This window comes from Oryzicola mucosus, assembly GCF_014534685.1.
Taxonomy (GTDB): Bacteria; Pseudomonadota; Alphaproteobacteria; order Rhizobiales; family Rhizobiaceae; genus Oryzicola; species Oryzicola mucosus.
The window spans coordinates 47829-66419 of the sequence record NZ_JACVVX010000012.1 but is presented as its reverse complement, the minus strand read 5'-3'; the positions used below and the strand labels follow the sequence as shown (position 1 = coordinate 66419).

Genomic DNA, 18591 nt, shown 5'->3' with positions numbered 1-18591 from the left:
GGAACTCGAAAAGGCGCTTTGACGAAGTCGGCAATACACTAAGGGAATTTCTGATGATTAGTGAACACTTCAACGACACCGATATGCGTAGGGCAAACGCCTTCCTGGCAAAAGAGCATCGACTTCTCATCGATGGCAACTGGGCCGCGGCAGCATCGGGTAAAACCTTCGAAGTCAAAAATCCGTCGAATGGAGCAGTGATCAGCTCTGTTGCAGAAGGCAGTACAATGGATGTTGATCGCGCTGCCAAAGCAGCACGAAGAGCATTCGACAGTGGTCCCTGGTCTCGGATGGCGCCATCCGAGCGGGCACGACTGATGCGGCGTCTGGCCGAACTCATCGAGGTCAATGCGCAGGAACTGGCGATCATAGAGACGATGGATAACGGCAAGCCTTTTAAAATGACGCTTGCCGAAAACGTTCGTAGCGCGGCCGAGAAGTTCGATTATTACTCCGGCTGGGCAACCAAATTACGTGGCGAGACCATGGAGGTTTCCCACAACACACACGCCTTTACGCTCAGGGAAGCGATCGGCGTTGCCGGCCTGATCATCCCATGGAATGTACCTCTCCAGAGTGCTGCGGGCAAACTTGCTCCCGCCCTTGCAGCCGGCTGCACTGCAGTGCTTAAACCTGCAGAACAGACCCCTCTCTCAGCGCTTCGGCTTGGAGAACTCGTTCTGGAAGCTGGCTTCCCAGAAGGAGTTATCAACATCGTTACCGGCTTTGGCCATGATGCGGGCGCAGCAATCGTGGATCACCCCAGTATCGACAAGATCTCCTTCACCGGTTCAACGGCAACTGGAAAGAAAATCATCTGTGCTGCAACCGGAACCTTGAAGCGGGTAACGCTGGAGCTTGGTGGGAAGTCCCCCGTGATCGTATTTCCGGACGCAGATGTCGAACAGGCTGTCTCGGGAACCGCAACCGGGGTGTTCCGAAATTCAGGTCAAGTGTGTGCCGCCGGAACCAGACTTTTCGTCCACCGAAAAGTCTACGATGAGGTGCTCGAAGGGGTGATTGAACGCGCCAAGGCACTCAAGGTCGGCCCCGGCTTGGAGCCCGGCGTCGATATGGGCCCACTCATCTCTGATGTCCAGCATGCGAAAGTTCTCGGCTATGTGGGGGCAGGGCTTAGAGATGGTGCATCAGCCGCAGTTGGAGGCAATAGCATCGAAGGCCCGGGATACTTTGTAGAGCCCACTATATTGACCGGCACGACTGAGAATATGTCGGTACGGCGCGAAGAGATATTTGGACCGATCCTTTGCGCGGTATCGTTCGATGAGGAGGATTTGGATGGGATAGCCGCCCAAGCAAACGATACGACCTATGGTTTGAGCGCGCGAATATACACCAGGGACATCTCCACTGCGCTAAAAATGTCGCGCAAGGTCAAGGCTGGTTCAGTCCGAGTCAACGGCGGCGGAATCGATATAAATGTTCCGTTCGGCGGCTATAAACAGTCTGGCTGGGGTCGCGAGGGCGGCCTCGAAGGAATTGAGAATTTTACGGAATTGAAGTCAGTTATTGTAAAGCTATAGCCAATGCTTCAGTCGCTAGCACTACTTTGTCAGTTTAGGTCTGACTGCGTGTGCGAGCATCTTCTGGCAGTGAGGACATCTTCGAGGTAGCGACTGCTTGAAGAGGTCGAGAATGGCTTGTCTAACAGCTGGCATGCTCGGTTGAGGCGGTTGTCCGCCGCCTCTTTTTTTTCCGCCCCGCTTTTAGGCGGCGGGCTTGGAGAAAGGCGTAGGCGATCAGGCACCTCTACCACCGGGCGAACCACGCGTGGCGGCCGGGTAGTGCTGCTTTGTCGCGATCTATTCGGCGCGCCCGCGCGAGCCTAACCTACACTCAACGACAGCACCTCAGAGCTTCAATGGGCCAGCGTGATGAAACCGGGTCTGCACGAATCAGGTTGCGAGCGTCGGATGCAGGATTAAAAAAACACGTCTGGGTTTTTCCTTGTCTCGCACATCGGACATTGATGCCTTGCTGCTAAACGTTCTTCTGGCATCTCGTGGTCGGACATCGTCTCGTTCGCAAAGGATGTCGGAACTAGACTGCGGCAGCTAAAAACCAGTGACAAGAGGACATCATGCGTCGAGCGGCCATCATATCTCCAATGCGGACACCCGTCGGAGGTTTCGGCGGAGCAATGCGGACTGTCAGCGTCGAAGACATGGGTGCGGCTGTCGCCAATGCGGTGGTGACGCAATCGGGAGTCGATCCAGCCCTGATTGACGACGTGGTCTTCGCACAATCCTACGCTAACGGTGAGACGCCCTGTATCGGCCGCTGGATCGCGCTTAAAGCCGGCTTTCCGATTGAGGTGCCCGGCATGCAGCTTGATCGGCGTTGTGGCGGAGGACTCCAGGCGGTGATCACCGCGGCGATGATGGTACAGACTGGCGCGGCTGATGTTGTGCTGGCGGGCGGCGTCGAATCCATGAGCAATGTAGAGTATTATTCGACCGCTATGCGCTGGGGCGCCCGGGCAGGCACGCAGCCTATGCATGACCGGCTTGATCGGGGCCGCGAGAGATCGCAGCCCGTCGAGCGCTTCGGCAAAATCTCTGGGATGATCGAGACGGCAGAAAACTTAGCCAAAGAGTTCTCGATCAGCAGAGAGGAAGCCGATGCCTATGCAGCGCGCAGTCAGCAGCGCGCCGCTGCGGCGTGGGAGGCCGGTGTCTTCGCAAGGGAGATTGTTCCGATCAGCGTTCCCCAGAAAAAAGGTGACGCAATACTTTTTGATCGCGACGAGGGGGTGCGCGCCGGCACGACAATCGAGAGCCTGGCCAAGTTGCGGCCGGTGATGAAGGACGGAACCGTAACCGCCGGTAATGCAGCGCAACAGAACGACGCGGCTGCGGCTTGTCTCGTCGTTGCCGAAGACAAGGTGAAGGAACTTGGCCTTGAGCCTCTCGCCTATCTTGCCGGCTGGGCGGCGGCTGGGTGCCACCCTGCGACCATGGGCCTTGGCCCCGTACCCGCCGTGCAAAAGCTGTTCGCGCGGACGGGGCTCACTTTCGACCAGATGGATCTCGTAGAGCTTAACGAGGCCTTCGCCTGCCAGGTCCTATCGGTTCTCAAGGGTTGGGGATGGAACGATCCGGACCGGCTCAATGTGCACGGCTCCGGAATATCGCTGGGCCATCCGGTCGGTGCAACCGGTGTGCGCATTCTAAGTACGCTTCTCTATGAACTCGAGCGTCGCAACGGGCGCTACGGCCTCGAGACCATGTGCATCGGCGGCGGCCAAGGCGTTGCGGCGGTATTCGAGAGACCACGTTGACAGGCTCGGAACAAACACTGCCTGACTTCTCACGGCTCGTCCCACCCGGAGGATTTGTGGCGTGGGGGCAAGGATGCGCCGAGCCATTGATGCTGACGACGGCGCTCGTCGAGCAGCGCCGCAAGATCGGCGGCTTTCGAGCGTTCGTAGGTGGAAGCTTCGCGGGAACAGTCGATCCTGCCTTTGCCGACGACATATCATACATATCCTATATCGGTATGGGGCGGAACGCGGCTCTCGCCAAAACCGGTAGACTGGACATCCTGCCCTGCTCTTATTCCAGGATCGCAGATAGCTTAACTGCACCGGATCTTGTACTGGTACAGGCGGCCGAGGGTCCCGACGGCATCATACGCTATGCGCTAGCCTGCGAATATCTGCCCGCACTCGCCGCTCGGGCCAAGGCGGTAGTTGCCGAGGTCAATGCGGAAGCGCCCTGGTCCCCAGGCGCGCCGCCGATAGACACCACCCAGCTGGCTGCCGTGATGCGAACTTCCCGGGAGGTTCTCCAGGCGCCCGCCACTCTACCCGATCGGTCAATCGCTCGAATTGCGGAAATCGTCGCCGGACTGGTGGAAGACCGATCGACCTTGCAGATCGGTGTAGGCGCATTGCCGGAGGCAGCGCTGAAGGCGCTTTCCTCTCACAGCGATCTTGGGATCCATTCGGGAGCAATTGGTGACGGCGTTGCTCGTCTGATTGAGGCGGGCGTCGTCAACAATTCTCGTAAGAAACAGGATGCGGGTGTGACCATCGCAGGTATATTTTTCGGCGGCGCCGCCCTGAACCGTGTCGCTCATGGCAACCATACCATCCGCCTTGCGCCAACATCGTACACGCATCACGCACCTGCAATCGCAGCCATCGATCGCTTTGTATCTCTCAACAGCGCCGTCGAGGTAGATCTATACGGCTCCGTCAATTCCGAAGTCGCGAATGGCGCCTATGTCGGTGGTGTCGGCGGAGGAGGCGAATTTGCCCGCGCCGCGGCTCAGTCACGGGGCGGGTTTTCGATTATTGCCCTGACAGCAACGGCCGCGGGCGGCAAAATCAGCCGGATCGTCTCGCGGTTGTCCGGGCCAACCACGATCTCCCGCTCAGATGCGGGCGTCGTGGTGACGGAGTTCGGCGCGGCCGATTTGCGCGGAAAAACCCTATCGCAACGGCGCAAGATGATGTTGGACATTGCCCATCCAGACTTCCGGGCCGAACTCGAGGCTAGCGCAACCTGATGACACGGCCCGCTAGCGACTGCCTCGGCCACGTCGGTCATCCCAACATGTTTCTTTCCTACAGAGGTATGTCATGAGCTTTGAAAGCATTGGCGATCGTTACGCGCCGGATATTCGCGAAGCTGTCCGCGATCTTTGCGCGCAGTTTCCGGCAGAATATCACCGCAAGGTGGACGAGCACCGGGGTTATCCCGACGATTTCGTCGATGCGCTAACCAAGGCCGGTTGGATGGCGGCGCTGATCCCCGAGGTTTATGGGGGCTCCGGGCTGGGTCTGACGGAGGCCACTGTCATCATGGAGGAAATCAACCGTTCGGGTGGCAATTCGGGCGCAATGCATGGCCAGATGTACAACATGAACACGCTGATCAGGCACGGCTCTGAGGAACAGCGACTGAAATACCTGCCAAAGATAGCGACAGGGGAATTGCGGCTGCAGTCCATGGGCGTCACGGAGCCGACAACCGGCACCGACACGACCAAGATCAAGACGACGGCTGTCAGGAAGGGCGACCATTACGTCATCAACGGCCAGAAAGTCTGGATTTCTCGCGTCCTCCACTCAGACCTGATGATCCTTCTGGCGCGCACCACACCACTCGACCAGGTGAAAAAGAAGTCTGAGGGTATGTCGATCTTCCTCGTCGACATCAAGCAGGCGACCGGCAACGGCATGACCGTTCAGCCCATCCCGAACATGGTCAATCACGAGACCAATGAATTGTTCTTCGACAATCTCGAAATCCCGGTCGAAAATCTGATCGGCGAGGAAGGACAGGGGTTTAAGTACATTCTCACCGGCCTCAACGCCGAGCGCGTGCTGATCGCCGCCGAGTGCATCGGCGACAGCTACTGGTTTATCGACAAGGTGACGAACTATACCAAGGAGCGTATCGTTTTCGGCCGGCCGATCGGGCAGAACCAAGGCGTGCAATTCCCGATCGCCGAGACCTACATCGAGACTGAAGCCGCAAACTTGATGCGCTTCGAAGCCTGCCGTCTCTACGACGACGGGCTTCCTTGCGGCGCACAGGCCAATATGGCGAAGCTTTTGGCTGCCAAGGCGTCATGGGAAGCGGCCAACGCCTGCATTCAGTTTCATGGCGGCTTTGGTTTCGCAGCCGAATACGACGTTGAGCGCAAGTTCCGAGAGACGCGCCTCTACCAGGTGGCGCCTATCTCCACCAACCTCATCCTTTCCTATGTCGCCGAGCACGTGCTCGGACTTCCAAGGTCTTTCTGATGGGCGGATCTGCGCACGACGCGGAGGTGCTCGACGAAGACCACCTCAAAAGCTGGATCGGGCGCGAAGAGCGCGCGACCGACGTTCTGTCCGCCGATCTCGCTCGCAAATTCGCAGCCACCTTCGACCGCCGGGAAACTCTGACTGAAGGCGACGTTGCACCGCGACTGATCCACTTCTGCCTGGCGCTTCCTGTGGCGCCGACAGCCTCTCTCGGCGAGGACGGCCACCCCGCGCGCGGGGGGTTCTTGCCGCCTGTTCCGCTCCCCCGGCGCATGTGGGCGGGCGGCAGCCTGTCGTTCGCGGGAGAACTCCATGTCGGCGAAACCGTCAGTCGCGTTTCCCGCATCTGCGACGTGGCGATCAAGCGGGGGCGCAGTGGCACCCTCTGCTTCGTTTCCGTCGAACATGCGTTCGATGTCGCTGGCCGGCCTGTCCTGACTGAACGCCAGGATATCGTGTATCGCAGCGCCGAGACTGCGCCGGCTCCGGCCAAACCGCCGTCACCCGCCGCTCAGGGCAGATGGCGGAACCGGGTCGATCCAACCCCCACGCTTCTGTTCCGCTATTCGGCATTGACCTTCAACGGACACCGTATCCACTACGACAGGGCTTATGCCACCGATGTTGAATTCTATCCCGGCCTCGTTGTCCACGGCCCACTTCAGGCAACGCTGCTGATGATGTTTGCAACCGAAATCCACGGCCGCCCTCCGTCGCGTTATTCCTTCCGCAGCCAGTCGCCGATTTACGACGGCGCACCGTTCGGCCTTCATGCGAAGGATGAGAACGGCGGCGGGAAAATGACCCTTTGGACGGCAGCAGAAAATGGACCGGTCGCCATGGCGGCGGAGGCTGAATGGTCGTGACTATCGGGCGCGATTTTGTTACCGCGCTTTTCGTTCCTGGCGACAGGCCTGAGCGCTTCGCAAAGGCGGCCGCTTCCGGCGCGGACGTGGTCATCATCGACCTGGAGGACGCTGTCGCACCGGCCGACAAGGATCGCGCGCGGGCGAGCCTCACCACCGATTTCACCAGTCTGCCGGTCATCCTAAGGATAAACGGCGCCGGAACCCCTTGGCATGCAGCGGATCTAGCTGCGGCAGCGGCGCTGAACGTTGCAATGGTCATGCTACCCAAGACCGAGATGGACGGTTGCCTCGAAACCATCCGCTTGCCCGTCATCGCGCTGGTAGAGACGGCACGCGGATTGTCCGAGGCGCGTGGTATCGCGGCCCATCCAGCAGTTGCCCGGCTTGCTTTTGGCTCAATCGATTATTGCGCCGATCTGAGCTGTTCGCACGATCGCGACGCCCTGCTGTTTGCCCGCAGCGAACTGGTGCTCGCCTCGCGGCTGGCCGGCCTGCCAGCCCCGGTCGACGGCGTCACGACAGCGATAGAGGATGCGGAACTGGTCATGGATGATGCTCGCCATGGCCGCAATCTGGGCTTCGGGGGCAAGCTTTGCATTCATCCCAGGCAGGTTGTTGCAGTCCAAGATGCCTATTATCCGGATGAACGGGAGCTCGCCTGGGCTGAACGCGTCCTCGCCTCCGGCGAGGGTGCGGCGGCGATCGACGGTGCCATGGTCGATGAACCGGTGCGAATCCGCGCCCGTCGGATTCTCGCATCGGCAAGTGCGCGAATCTAATGCTGTCTTAGACCATCTCGACTTCACGGATGCCCCTATCGTTCCGCTGGAACGCCTCGCTCAGCATGTCACGAAGGTCGCTTGGTGTCAGCACGCAGGTCTCGCAATGTGCGTCGCCGGACGTCTGATAGCGCACCTGCGCGCATCCGTTCTCGACGGCGACAAGACTGAGGCTGCTCCCGTCGGACGCGACCATCTGGTGAAACTGGGCGACGACATCGGTTGGGGAAAGAGGCATGCAAAGGTCTCCTGGTGGTTGGTGCAAAGCGTTCGCGTCGGTCCAAATGCAGACTGGGAAACTGCTTGTCTCAATATCCCGTCGCGCGATCGGCGGCGTAAAGTGGCGGCTCGCCGCGCTCGGCGCGACGAAGGTTCTCAACCACGTCCGGCGCGATCTGCTCCGGCGTCGAGCAGACGGCCGAATGCGGCGTGAGCAGGATTCCGGGGTGCTCGAAAAAGGGGTGGTCGGGGGTCGGAGGTTCCTGGCGCAGCACATCAAGCGTAGCGCCGGCAAGTTGCCCGCTGTCGAGCGCGGCAAGCAGTGCGGCCTCGTCCAGATGCGCGCCGCGCCCGGCATTGATGAGGAAGGCGCCGCGCGGCAGGTGCGAGAACAGAGGCGCTGCCAGAATGTTTTCTGTCTCATGCGTCAGCGGCAGGAGACAGACGAGATGGTGGCATGCGGACAAGAAGGCGGGAAGCTCCGGCGTTCCGGCGAAGGTCTCTATGCCATCGATCCGTTTCAGGCTGCGGCTCCAGCCCCGGACGGAAAATCCCATTGCGGAAAGCTTGCGGGCGGCTTCGCTTCCAAGCCGCCCCAGGCCCATGACGCCGACAGTCACGTCGCGAGCGCGGGGCCAAAGACGCCATTCCCAAACACGCCTCCGCTGCTCGTCTTGGAGGCGGGCCAACTGGCGGTGCTGTCTCAGCACATGCAGTAATACGTAGTCAGCCATGCCTTCGCTTTGGATGTCATTGGAGATGCGTCCTATGGCGGCTTTGGCCGGTATGACGCCAGGCTTCGTCAGGCGCTCCACGCCGGCACCCAGGCTCAGGACGAGGCGGAGCGACGGCAAGGCCGACAAGCCGGCCGGCACATCGAGCCAGAACAGGGCAGAGCAAATATCCGGATCGCCGGCTTCAAAAGACGTCGTGATGTTCAGGTCGTTACCTTCCCGCCGGATGGCAGCAAGGTAGGCCTCGGGGATATGGTGTGCGAGAACTGCCATGGTTCCTCCCTCCGAATTATCCCCTGCTGCCGCCTCTGTGTTGGTGGATTAGCCGGTCAAGGCGTGCGGATCGCTCGCGTCACCGAGTAGGTGCCGCCGTCATGCCAAGTGCTCCATCCCGCATCGCCACCAACAACAAAGATATCGAAGTTTTCCGGAGCACCGTAGAGCGAAATCTCGGTGTCCGGATGTTCCCACATCCACTGTAGATGCGGATGGACGACCTTGAAGAGTTCGGGTGTCTTGTTGAGCATTGCTTGGCGGAAGGTCAGCCGCGAGCCGCGATAAAGTCGTTCACGCAGATTCGCCAGCGACCAGCCTGCCCGCGCGAAGACTGTGGCGTGGTCCGGGCAGAGCAGTAGCAAGTTATCCGGGTCGCCGCGCCAGACTGCCGGCACGCCATCGACTCCCTTGTGGGTGGTGAGCCACGCCGCTCCCATGGCATTAGCCGCCGACGACATGGCCGAGCAGAAGACGTCGGCAAGCATCTCGGCGTCATGGTTCTGGAAGTCGTAGAGGCAGGTCTGCGAGAAGGGCGAGTTGATCGTGACCGTCGAAGCCTCGCGTCCGTAGCCTTTAGTGACACGATAGGGTTCCCAGGGATTGCGTGCTTCGTTTTCCGCGACGCAATACGAAAACTTCATGGTCGTTCCGTGGGTATCCATATCGCTGACGCCTGGATAGGACAGGCCGACATTCATCATGATGAGCCGAGCTGCCCGGCCGATAGCGACATTGACGGCGTTCTGGGAGCCGGGGCCGATCGGCGCGATGCCGTAGTTCAAGCCGAGTTCCTCCACAACCGGGCCGGACACGAGAATGACGGGAGCCTGCGGGCCGGTCGACATGTTGACACCACGCCATCCTGCGCGGAAATCGAGGAAGCATTCGACCATCGTGACTAGCAACGGCATCATCTTCGGCGTGCAGCCGGCCATTACCGCGTTGGCAGCGATCTTCTCGATGGTCGCCACGCCGAACCCGGGTTCCAGGAAGCCAAGGGCATGGTCGCCCGGTAGGCCGGATGCCGCAATCATTGCATCCACCTTCGAGCGCACCGGCGGCACCAGCGGGAAGCCGTCGCTCCAGCCGGCCTTGACGAAAGCGGCATTCATCGTGTCGAAGGCGTCCATCAGGTCGCGTCCGGCATAGATTAGCGACGGCAGTTCGACGCTCTCGCGACTGATGCGCTTGAAGTCCAGTGTGGCAGTCGGAGGCGTCTGGGTGAAACCACGAATGATGGCATCCATGGCGGTATCGACCATGGCGTGGATGCGATCCGGACTGTTGTTCGTGAAGCATTCCGGAACTTCCGCGATGACCAGATCCGGCACCCCCCATACATTGGCGCTCCAGTGGGCATCCTCGTGGAACTGGCTGGCAGTCCAGGCGATTGCCGGCGTGCCGCGTTGCTCTACGCCGCACATGTCGTGTATCAGCCAGGAGGTGCAACTGCCGCAGTCAGCCGACGTGCCAACCACTGCGTCGCATTCGCCGGCCATGGCATCGAGCTGCGCATCGGAAGCGCGTCGGAGCACGCCGCCCATGGCACCCAGATAGTCGCGGAACCGAATCTCCGGATAGAGCCGTTTCAGGTTGGCTTTGGTGCGCTCCAGTGCCTGGTTGCCCTGCTGCTTGCCGTTCCAGAAGAGGCCGATGGTTTTGCCGGCGAGGTCTTCCAGTCGTGGCGCTGCCGGGAAGCGTTCCGCCTGGGCAGTCTCGACTTTCTGGCGGGCGATCGGATTGACGATTTCCAGAATGGCGGCGCCGGTTGCGTTGCCCGGTTCTTTCACAGTCACGTTCATCGGTGTCTCCTCCCTGAGAGAAGCCGAGTGTCGCCGACTGGCGTGAAAACTCAAATGTTCATTTATTGTCAAATTGATACCTTAATGGTATCAAGTCAGGATGGAACTCCGTCACCTCCGATATTTTGTGGCCGCCGCCGAATCCGAGAGCATCCGCAAGGCCTCGGAGAGGCTGAACATCGTGCAGCCGGCGCTATCGCGGCAGATCGCGGCGCTGGAGGGGGAACTTGGCGTGCTGCTGTTCGCGCGGACGAAGCAGCGCGTCCGGTTGACGCCGGCCGGCGAAGCCTATCTGGCGGATGCCCGATGGATCCTTCGTGAGGTGCAGCTCGCCGGAGAGCGGGCAGCCCGGATCGCCAGCGGCAAGGCGGGCATTATCCGGCTCGGTTTCCATGAGACGGCGGGACGCTCCAGCATAGTCGCGGATACGTTCCGCGATTTTCGCCGCGCCTGGCCGGAGATCGAGCTGCGTCTGCTGCAGATGACGTCTCAGATGCAGATCGAGGCGATCGCTCGGGGTGAACTCGATGCCGGCTTCGTCTACTTGCCGGCGAAGCTACCGGCCGGGCTGTCCAGTCGAGCGGTGAGCGTGCATCGCATCTGGCTGGCGCTCGGCGAGGGCCATCCCTTGACCGGCCGTCGGCAAATTTCGGTGGTCGATCTGAGGGATGAGGATTTCGTCGGGATATCGCGCTCGGTCAATCCGGTCTACTACGAAGCGGTGACGACGGCCTGCCGCAAGGCCGGCCTGGAACCACGCATGGTGCAGGAGACGCAAAGCGAGGCGACGACGATGAACCTCGTGGGCGTCGGGCTGGGTTTGGCGCTGGCGATTTCCGCCGACGAGGTCAGCTGGACACGTGGCGTCGTCATTCGGCCCGTCCAAGGCCTATCTCTTTCCATGTCGCTGGCGCTCGTCTGGAAGACGGAAGGAAGCGGGCTGACAGATCGCCTCGTCGAGACGCTCGACACGCTGCTCAGATCCGGGGCTTGACTGCGGCGAGCAGCGGGTTGGACTGGCCGAGCGCAGGGGCGGGCCGGCGATCCGCCCGCCGCAACGCCGGCGACAGTGGCAACGGCAGTATTCCTTCCGGGGACACAAGGCCACGGTCGCGCACCAAGGCGCCCTCCATAGCTTCGGCCGGAGTACGAACCACCGCGCAGCAGACCTCCCGCCCCTTGAAGATGGCGGTCCACTCCGCGGAGGACCGTTGCGCGATTTGCTCGGCGACCGCAGCGACAACGGCATCGTGGTCGTCGCTGGCAGCGAGATCGTCGGGCAGACTGATCAACAAGCAGAAATTGTGCCAAAACTTCTGCTCTACGCAGGCGACGGCCAGATGACGCCGGTCGGACGTTTCATAGATGTGGTAGCGCGGCGAGCTGCCAGAGGCCGGATTGCCATTTGGCACGGGCCAGTTGCCAGTCTCCGCCTTCGCGGCGAGCGTCCATCCTGCGAAGGCATAAAGCCCGTCGAACATGGCAACCTCGATCTGGCAGCCCTCGCCGGTTCGGCTGCGACGCAGCAGTGCCATCAAAAGGTTCACCAGGAGCGGGTATGTGCCACCGCCAACATCGGCGACCAGTGCCCACGGCACGACCGGTGCGCCATCGCTGCCCGTCGTCAGTCCGAGTAGGCCCGATTCAGCGGCGTAGGTGAGGTCGTGGCCGGGCACAGAAGCATATTCGCCTTTTGACCCATAGCCATTCAGCGAGCAATAAATGATGTCCGACCGAATGGCGCGAACTGCTTCGTAACCAAGCCCGAGCCGGTCCATCGTGCCGGGCCGGAACTGCTCCAACAGGACGTCGGCCCCCTCAATCAGCGGGCGCAGCCGTTCGATAGCACCGGTCTCCTTGAGATCGATAGCGACGCTATCCTTGCCGGCGTTCAACATGTCGAACTCCGCTGGACCGAACGTCCGCATGACGTCGCCTTCTCCGGGCCGTTCGACCTTTACCACCCGGGCACCCGCCTCCGCCAGGAACAGACTGGCTAGCGGGCCAGGAAGCAGGGTGGAGAAGTCGAGGACGGTCATTCCGGAAAGCGGTAGCATGGATCCCTCAATAGGTCAGGCGAAGGCTGGGATAGTGGGCGTGGAACGGCTGCACGACGCGTCGGGCGTCTCGATCTTGAAGCCCCTTAGGCGTGCGGTCAACGTCTCGGACACCTGCTGCGTTTGCTCGTCGGGCGGACAATCCGATGCCGTTCGGCCTATAAAACGGGAAGACAACCTCACGGATCTTACAGCCGTCGGTATGTGCCTAGTAGACCGAGCCGATATCCGCATCGAGGTCACACCGCTTGCCGAGATGAGTGAAATAGGAGCCGCCGTGGGTCCTACGGTAAACTGAAGCCCGTCCGCCACCGCGGAAAAGGCAGGCGAACTCTACGGGCACCGGGCAATTCCATGGCGCTGACGGCGGCACCGCATTTGGTGGTAACGCGATTTCCAATCTGCGAACGTCTGATCTCAGCTCCCTCCCATGTTTTTTACTAGCGGCAGAAACGGCGTTCCGTCAAAACCCCGTTCATCAACCACATGGATGTGCGCTTTGGCGGCGAGGGGCACAACCATAAGTCCTACGGCAGGCCTGAACCATCATTCAACAGCTACATGTTGTTGTCGCCACCACGCTGGCCGGACGTTTGCAATCGGCGACCGAATTTCCATTCTGTGGCGGAACATGCAGGAGGACGGCCATTGGGTGAGACGACGGAAACGCAGGAAAAGAAGAAAAAGGCGCTGCGGCCGCGCGATGCGGCGACGCTGATCGTCTACCGGCGCGACGTCGATGCCGTGCGGCTGCTGATGGGCCGCAGGGCCATGGGTCATGTCTTCATGCCGGGGGCGCTGGTTTTCCCCGGCGGCCGGATTGAGAACCAGGACCGGTTCGTGCCGGTGGCGGATGAACTCGACCCGGCGGTCGTCGAGCTTCTCTGCCGGCGTTCCTCCGCCTCACCGGCTCGGGCACGGGCACTGGCACTCGCGGCGATCCGAGAGACCTATGAGGAAACCGGCTATCTTATCGGGATCGAACAGGCTGCCTGGCGCAAGCCGCCCGGCGCATCATGGTCGTCTTTTGTCAGCCATGGTGTGCTGCCGGCTCTCTCCCGTCTCCGTCTCCTGACCCGCGCCATCACCCCGCCGACCCAGCCGCGCCGCTTCGATGCGCGGTTTTTCGTGGTTGAGGCGGACGCGATCGTCAAGCAAGTCGAGGTGCCGGACGAGGAACTCGAAAACCCCGCATGGGTGACGTTCGATGAGGCGCGCGCCTTCAAGAAGCTGCCTATGGTCACCCGCGTGGTGCTGGACGAACTAGAGCCGAAGCTGGTGGCCGGACCGCTGGAGGCCGATGCGCCGGTGGTCCTCCGCCGCATGCGGCAAGGCAAATTCCAGAGTGAACCCATCTGACGCCAGACGCCACGGTCCCGAAAGGCGGGCCGGGCCGCCCGCGGCGCCTGACACATACGTGCGGTTTGAGCCGGCCTTCGAGACAATACCTCTATCCGTAAGGAGAATGTCGCATGGCGAGGATCTCTTTTGATCTCTGGAGGAAATGCAGTGTCTGTGAAACTTGAGCGGAACGGCGCTGCCGCCTTGCTGATTTTCGACTGGCCGGAACAGCGCAATGCGCTGGGGCCGGACGAATGCCGCGAAATCGCGGCCGGCCTGCGGAAGCTTGCCCGCGACGGAGAGATTTCCGGCGTGGTGGTCACCGGCGAAGGTCCTGCGTTCTGTGCCGGGGGCAACCTCAAGGGCGCTGTAAGCCGGACCGGCATGTCCGAGGAAGAGCGGCGGCAGATCGTTTACACTGCCTATCAGGACGTGATCCGTGCGCTCGTGGACATGCCTGTGGTCACCATCGCGGCCATCGACGGGCCGGCCATCGGACTCGGTCTCGATATCGCGCTTGCTTGTGATTGCCGTTTCGTCGGACCCCAGGGATCGCTCATGCAGGGCTGGGCCCGCGTCGGCTTTGCGCCGGGCACCGGGGGCGAATGGCTGCTGCGGCTAAAGGCGCCGCATATCCTGTGGAAGCTTCTAGAAGAACAGCCGCGCATCGGGCAGGATTTAGCGGAAGCCATGAATCTCGGCGAATCTTCGGCCGAAGCAACGGCCCGTGAACGAGCCGTGCAGCGGATCGAGAAACTGGCGCTGCTGTCTCGGGACACCATTGAGGCTTATGTACGCCTGTCGCGGATGGACCTGCGGGCGGGACTTGAGGCGCATCTTGCCGCGGCCGTCGGCGAGCAGATCAAGCTCCTGGCAAGTCCACTCGTCAAGGCCCGGGTCGAGCATGTTCTGAAGGGCGGAAAATGAGCGACGCAGGCTTTGGATTCGACCTGCCGCCGCATCTTGTGACATTGCGCGACACAATGGAAGCGTTCGTTCGAAACGAGATCGTTCCGGCAGAGCAGGCGCTGTCGCCCGAGGCGCGCGGGCTTCCGGCGGACGTGACCGCAGGGCTTCAGGAAAAGGCGCGGGCGCACGGCCTGTGGTGCCTCGATGCGCCGGAGCAATATGGTGGCGGCGGACTGTCGTCGCTGGAATTCGCAGTCGCCGCTGAGGCTGGTAGCAAGCATCGGTTCAGCTTTCCGCAGCCGGGCGGCGGCGCCTTCGGCCATCCGCCGCCGATCGTCCTTTACGCCGGCACGCCGGAGCAAATCGATCGTTACGTGGTGCCCTCGATCCGCAATGGTTGGTACGGCTTTACAGCGATCGCCGAGGCGACCGGTGGCAGCGATCCAGCCCGCGCGATCCGCACGACGGCCGTGCGCGATGGGGACCATTACGTGATCAACGGCACCAAGATGTGGATCACGCATGCCGAATATGCGCACTATGGCGTCGTGTATGCCAGGACCGGAAGCGGCATTAGCGCGTTCGTGGTTGAAGCCGGCACGCCGGGAATGGAGGTGGTTCGCAGCTTACCGGTACTGCGCGACCACTGGCCGACCGAATTGCGTTTCGACAATTGCCGAATCCCGGCCGAAAATCTCATCGGCGCCGAGGGCAAGGGGCTCGAGCTTGCAGGAAAATGGTTGCAGCGCGCGCGGCTGCTCTACGCTGCGCGGGCCGTTGGGATAGCGGAGGAATCGTTACGCATCGCCTCCGATTGGGCACGAGTGCGCGAAACCTTCGGCGCGGTGCTCGCCACCCGGCAGGCAGTGCAATTCGCCGTCGCCGAAAGTCGGATCGATATCAACGCCGCACGCTGGCTGGTCTGGGAGGCCGCCTGGAAGCACGACCAGGGCCGCGACATCCGCCTAGAAGCCGCCGTCGCCAAGGCCGGCGCCGTGGACGCGGCAAGCCGGACTGTCGACCGCATGATGCAGATTATGGGCGCCATGGGACTGTCGCGGGAACTGCCGCTCGAAGCCTGGTTTCGCGACCTGCGTACCGCGAAGATTTTGGAGGGGTCCAGCGAAATGCTTCGCATTTTCATCGCCCGCGCCGAACTCGGACCGGCTGCCTCGGCGCGAAACAAGGATTTGAAGTGAGGGGAGGAGAGAAGCAATGAAACTGACTAGACGACAGGCGCTCGCGGCGCTGTCCACGACAATTGCAATGACCATGACGGTACCGGCCGTCGCGGCGGATTATCCGACCAAGCCGGTCACCGTCATCGTTCCATTCGATCCCGGCGGCCCGGTCGAGATCATGGGGCGCATCGTTCTCGACAAGCTGTCGAAGAAATTCGGCCAGCAGTTTGTCATCGAGACCAAGCCGGGCGCCTCGACGGCGATCGGCACCGAATATGTGACGCGCGCCAAGAATGACGGCTATACGATCCTCTACACGGCCGTTACCGCCCTGATCACTCTGCAACTGACCAAGAAGGACCAACTCAACTTCGACATCAGTAAGGATCTTGTCCCCGTCGCGACGACGCATACCGGAGCGTATATTCTCTACGTGAACCCGTCGCTCGGCTTCAAGACCGTCAAGGAATTCATAGACGCGGCAAAGGCCAAGCCCGGCGAGTACAGCTACAGTTCCACAGGGGTCGGCGCACATACCTATTTCACCAGCGAACTGTTCAAGAACATGACTGGCACCGACATCCTGCATGTTCCTTACAAGGGAACAGGCCCGGCGACTCAGGCGGTCGTGGCGAACGAAGTGTCCATGATCTTCGGTTCGCCGGTGTTGCACCAGCAATACGGGAAAACCGGAAAACTGACTGCGCTTGGCGTTTCTTCGCCGAAAAGCATCAGCCAATTTCCGGAAATTCCGCCTTTGTCAAATACCGTACCTGGCTTCCAGACAACTTATGCGTTCACGTTCTTCGCTCCAAAGGATACACCGAAGGAAATCGTCGACGCACTGAATGGAGCGGTCAACGAGGCTCTGGCGATGCCCGATGTGAGGGAAAAGATCCTCGCGGTCGGCGAACCCGGGGGTACCTCGCCGGAGCAGACGAAGCTGGACATGCAGAAGGAGCAGGAAAAACTCCAAACTCTCGTTGAGAAGACCGGCATGAAGCTCGAGTAAAGCCTCGTCTTGTCTCATGGGAATTGGAAAGGGACGATGGTGACCGTTACCGGTGAAAGCATTCTCGTCGAGCGTCGCGACGATATCGCGATCGTGACGCTCAACCGTCTGGAGCAGATGAACGCATTCAACGCCGACATGCACCGGGAAGCCGAGCTTCTCTGGCCGCGCCTTGCGGACGATCGTAGCGTTCGGGCGATCGTTTTCACCGGTGCGGGCAAAGCCTTTTCGGCGGGCGGCGACCTCAAGGCCATTGCCCGCCGACTCGGCGATCCGCAGGAAAACTTCCGCACCTCGGTCGCCGTGCCGTCTTCGGCGCTGACCCTGTTTCGTGGCCTTCTGGACCTGCCGCAACCTGTCATTGCAGCCGTCAATGGCGACGCGATCGGCCTCGGAGCAACTCTGGCATTGGCTTGCGATGTCGTCGTGATGGCCGAGACCGCACGGATCGGCGACACCCATGTGCGTGTCGGCCTTGTAGCCGGCGATGGCGGCGCCGTGATCTGGCCGCTGCTGGTCGGGCCCAGCAGGGCCAAGGACTTTCTGATGCGCGGTCGGCTGGCGGATTGCAATGAGGCGTTTCGCATGGGTTTGGTTGGCCACACCGCACCTGCGACCGGTGTAATGGACATGGCCGTGGCGATCGCCTCCGAAATGGCAGCGCTTCCACCGCTGGCGGTCCGCTGGACGAAACAGTCGATCAACAAGCAGATCCGCCAGCAGCTCGAACTTGCCTTCGATGCATCAATCGCCTTTGAAACGATCACCATGCTCAGCCAGGACTACGCCGAGGCGGTGAACGGCTTCCTCGAGAAGCGCAAGCCGACGTTCAAGGGGGAATGAATCGTTGGAAAACCTCGTCGGGTCGAGCATCGAGAACGGCGTGGGCCGGATCATCATCGACCGGCCGGCCCGGCGCAACGCCATGGACAAGGACATGCGCTCTGCCTTTGCCGCGACGCTCGAGTCATTCGACGCGGACCCGGCCGTGCGTGCCATCCTCATTTCGGGAGCAGGTGGCCATTTCTGTTCCGGGGCCGATGTCGGCCAGTTCGGGGCAGAGACCATCGCTTCGTCGCGGCGGCGGATGAAACAGGGTGGCCTGCGCATCGCCACACTGCTCGCTAGCACCGACAAGCCGACGATAGCGGCCGTCGACGGGGTTGCCTACGGGCTCGGCTGGGCCATTGCGCTCGGCTGCGATATCGTGCTCGCCGGACGGGGTGCGCGTTTCTCCATGCCTTTTGCCAAGCTTGGCCTAGTGGCCGATTCTGGCTCTGCTTATCACCTGACTCGACTGCTCGGGCCGTTGCGCGCCAAGGAATTGCTTTTCACGGCAAGGACGTTGACGGTCGAGGAAGCTCTGTCGATGGGGTTGGTCAGCCGGCTCTTCGACAGCGAGATCCTTGAGGAAGAGGCACTGGCGATGGCCGTCGATCTGGCCTCCGGTCCGACGCTCGCCTTTGCCATGATGAAACATCTCGTCGATCGCAGCATCTCGCCCCGGATCGATGCTTTTCTTCGAGACGAGGCGCTGATCAGTCCGCAGATGCGCTTTACAGCGGACTTCGCAGAGGGAACCTCCGCCTTCCGGGAGAATCGGCCGGCGCGGTTCACCGGGGAATAAGACGGC

17 protein-coding genes are annotated in these 18591 nt (G+C 61.3%); 13 read left to right on the top strand and 4 right to left on the bottom strand.

All coding sequences use genetic code 11. The annotated features are described in order from the left end of the window. The first annotated feature begins 83 nt into the window (after window positions 1-83). The 6 genes from ICI42_RS22325 to ICI42_RS22300 all read left to right on the top strand — a co-directional run bounded on the left by ICI42_RS22325 (window position 84) and on the right by ICI42_RS22300 (window position 7427). Window positions 84-1544 (top strand): aldehyde dehydrogenase family protein, encoded by a 1461-nt coding sequence (locus ICI42_RS22325; protein ID WP_188166825.1) that lies wholly within the window; start codon window positions 84-86, stop codon window positions 1542-1544. Between the two features lie 557 nt (window positions 1545-2101). Then, window positions 2102-3301, top strand: coding sequence for an acetyl-CoA C-acetyltransferase (locus ICI42_RS22320; RefSeq protein ID WP_188166819.1), 1200 nt, complete (start codon window positions 2102-2104; stop codon window positions 3299-3301). Window positions 3302-3390: 89 nt separating this feature from the next. Beyond that, on the top strand, window positions 3391-4533 hold the full coding sequence (locus ICI42_RS22315; RefSeq protein WP_188166818.1) for an acetyl-CoA hydrolase/transferase family protein: 1143 nt from the start codon (window positions 3391-3393) through the stop codon (window positions 4531-4533). A 73-nt stretch (window positions 4534-4606) separates the two neighbouring features. Continuing rightward, window positions 4607-5776 carry an acyl-CoA dehydrogenase family protein gene (locus tag ICI42_RS22310; RefSeq protein ID WP_188166817.1) on the top strand — a complete coding sequence of 390 codons (1170 nt, stop codon included), beginning with the start codon at window positions 4607-4609 and terminating at the stop codon, window positions 5774-5776. Continuing rightward, on the top strand, window positions 5776-6645 hold the full coding sequence (locus tag ICI42_RS22305; RefSeq protein ID WP_188166816.1) for an FAS1-like dehydratase domain-containing protein: 870 nt from the start codon (window positions 5776-5778) through the stop codon (window positions 6643-6645). The genes ICI42_RS22310 and ICI42_RS22305 overlap by 1 nt, the downstream gene beginning before the upstream one ends. After that, window positions 6636-7427 carry an HpcH/HpaI aldolase/citrate lyase family protein gene (locus ICI42_RS22300; RefSeq protein ID WP_188166815.1) on the top strand — a complete coding sequence of 264 codons (792 nt, stop codon included), beginning with the start codon at window positions 6636-6638 and terminating at the stop codon, window positions 7425-7427. Before ICI42_RS22305 ends, ICI42_RS22300 begins: the two co-directional genes overlap by 10 nt. A 7-nt stretch (window positions 7428-7434) precedes the next feature. On the opposite strand, the gene ICI42_RS22295 is transcribed toward ICI42_RS22300, so the two are convergent. The 3 genes from ICI42_RS22295 to ICI42_RS22285 all read right to left on the bottom strand — a co-directional run bounded on the left by ICI42_RS22295 (window position 7435) and on the right by ICI42_RS22285 (window position 10458). Beyond that, window positions 7435-7665 (bottom strand): NifU family protein, encoded by a 231-nt coding sequence (locus tag ICI42_RS22295; RefSeq protein ID WP_188166814.1) that lies wholly within the window; start codon window positions 7663-7665, stop codon window positions 7435-7437. Window positions 7666-7735: 70 nt separating this feature from the next. Then, entirely contained in the window at window positions 7736-8653 is a 918-nt protein-coding gene (locus ICI42_RS22290) for an NAD(P)-dependent oxidoreductase (RefSeq protein WP_188166813.1), read from the bottom strand. A gap of 56 nt (window positions 8654-8709) precedes the next feature. Continuing rightward, window positions 8710-10458 (bottom strand): UGSC family (seleno)protein, encoded by a 1749-nt coding sequence (locus ICI42_RS22285; RefSeq protein ID WP_188166812.1) that lies wholly within the window; start codon window positions 10456-10458, stop codon window positions 8710-8712. A 100-nt stretch (window positions 10459-10558) separates the two neighbouring features. Between ICI42_RS22285 and ICI42_RS22280 the strand changes: the two genes are divergently transcribed. Then, complete coding sequence (locus ICI42_RS22280; RefSeq protein ID WP_230980506.1) at window positions 10559-11452, top strand: LysR family transcriptional regulator; 894 nt, start codon at window positions 10559-10561, stop codon at window positions 11450-11452. Here ICI42_RS22280 and ICI42_RS22275 read toward each other — a convergent pair. Beyond that, the gene (locus tag ICI42_RS22275) at window positions 11436-12515 is read right to left on the bottom strand and encodes a CaiB/BaiF CoA transferase family protein (protein WP_188166810.1); all 1080 of its coding nucleotides are present in this window, start codon (window positions 12513-12515) and stop codon (window positions 11436-11438) included. The two genes, ICI42_RS22280 and ICI42_RS22275, sit on opposite strands and share 17 nt — an antisense overlap. A 648-nt stretch (window positions 12516-13163) precedes the next feature. Here ICI42_RS22275 and ICI42_RS22270 point away from each other — a divergent pair. From ICI42_RS22270 to ICI42_RS22245, 6 genes are all read left to right on the top strand, one after another. Further along, a complete protein-coding gene (locus ICI42_RS22270; protein ID WP_188166809.1) occupies window positions 13164-13874 on the top strand; it encodes an NUDIX hydrolase in 711 nt (236 codons plus the stop codon). A 150-nt stretch (window positions 13875-14024) separates the two neighbouring features. Continuing rightward, the gene (locus ICI42_RS22265; RefSeq protein ID WP_188166808.1) at window positions 14025-14783 is read left to right on the top strand and encodes an enoyl-CoA hydratase/isomerase family protein; all 759 of its coding nucleotides are present in this window, start codon (window positions 14025-14027) and stop codon (window positions 14781-14783) included. Then, the gene (locus ICI42_RS22260; protein ID WP_188166807.1) at window positions 14780-15964 is read left to right on the top strand and encodes an acyl-CoA dehydrogenase family protein; all 1185 of its coding nucleotides are present in this window, start codon (window positions 14780-14782) and stop codon (window positions 15962-15964) included. Before ICI42_RS22265 ends, ICI42_RS22260 begins: the two co-directional genes overlap by 4 nt. A gap of 16 nt (window positions 15965-15980) precedes the next feature. Beyond that, complete coding sequence (locus ICI42_RS22255) at window positions 15981-16958, top strand: Bug family tripartite tricarboxylate transporter substrate binding protein (RefSeq protein WP_188166806.1); 978 nt, start codon at window positions 15981-15983, stop codon at window positions 16956-16958. A 36-nt stretch (window positions 16959-16994) separates the two neighbouring features. Then, window positions 16995-17801 carry an enoyl-CoA hydratase/isomerase family protein gene (locus ICI42_RS22250; protein ID WP_188166805.1) on the top strand — a complete coding sequence of 269 codons (807 nt, stop codon included), beginning with the start codon at window positions 16995-16997 and terminating at the stop codon, window positions 17799-17801. Between the two features lie 4 nt (window positions 17802-17805). Then, window positions 17806-18585: an enoyl-CoA hydratase/isomerase family protein gene (locus ICI42_RS22245; RefSeq protein ID WP_188166804.1), complete on the top strand. Its 780-nt coding sequence runs from the start codon at window positions 17806-17808 to the stop codon at window positions 18583-18585. Window positions 18586-18591 lie beyond the last annotated feature (6 nt).

Bases quoted from the DNA above. Each gene is read 5' to 3' on its own strand.
- ICI42_RS22325 (WP_188166825.1), top strand. From the start codon at position 84: ATGCGTAGGGCAAACGCCTTCCTGGCAAAAGAGCATCGACTTCTCATC.
- ICI42_RS22320 (WP_188166819.1), top strand. From the start codon at position 2,102: ATGCGTCGAGCGGCCATCATATCTCCAATGCGGACACCCGTCGGAGGT.
- ICI42_RS22315 (WP_188166818.1), top strand. From the start codon at position 3,391: ATGCTGACGACGGCGCTCGTCGAGCAGCGCCGCAAGATCGGCGGCTTT.
- ICI42_RS22310 (WP_188166817.1), top strand. From the start codon at position 4,607: ATGAGCTTTGAAAGCATTGGCGATCGTTACGCGCCGGATATTCGCGAA.
- ICI42_RS22305 (WP_188166816.1), top strand. From the start codon at position 5,776: ATGGGCGGATCTGCGCACGACGCGGAGGTGCTCGACGAAGACCACCTC.
- ICI42_RS22300 (WP_188166815.1), top strand. From the start codon at position 6,636: ATGGTCGTGACTATCGGGCGCGATTTTGTTACCGCGCTTTTCGTTCCT.
- ICI42_RS22295 (WP_188166814.1), bottom strand. From the start codon at position 7,665: ATGCCTCTTTCCCCAACCGATGTCGTCGCCCAGTTTCACCAGATGGTC.
- ICI42_RS22290 (WP_188166813.1), bottom strand. From the start codon at position 8,653: ATGGCAGTTCTCGCACACCATATCCCCGAGGCCTACCTTGCTGCCATC.
- ICI42_RS22285 (WP_188166812.1), bottom strand. From the start codon at position 10,458: ATGAACGTGACTGTGAAAGAACCGGGCAACGCAACCGGCGCCGCCATT.
- ICI42_RS22280 (WP_230980506.1), top strand. From the start codon at position 10,559: ATGGAACTCCGTCACCTCCGATATTTTGTGGCCGCCGCCGAATCCGAG.
- ICI42_RS22275 (WP_188166810.1), bottom strand. From the start codon at position 12,515: ATGCTACCGCTTTCCGGAATGACCGTCCTCGACTTCTCCACCCTGCTT.
- ICI42_RS22260 (WP_188166807.1), top strand. From the start codon at position 14,780: ATGAGCGACGCAGGCTTTGGATTCGACCTGCCGCCGCATCTTGTGACA.
- ICI42_RS22255 (WP_188166806.1), top strand. From the start codon at position 15,981: ATGAAACTGACTAGACGACAGGCGCTCGCGGCGCTGTCCACGACAATT.
- ICI42_RS22250 (WP_188166805.1), top strand. From the start codon at position 16,995: ATGGTGACCGTTACCGGTGAAAGCATTCTCGTCGAGCGTCGCGACGAT.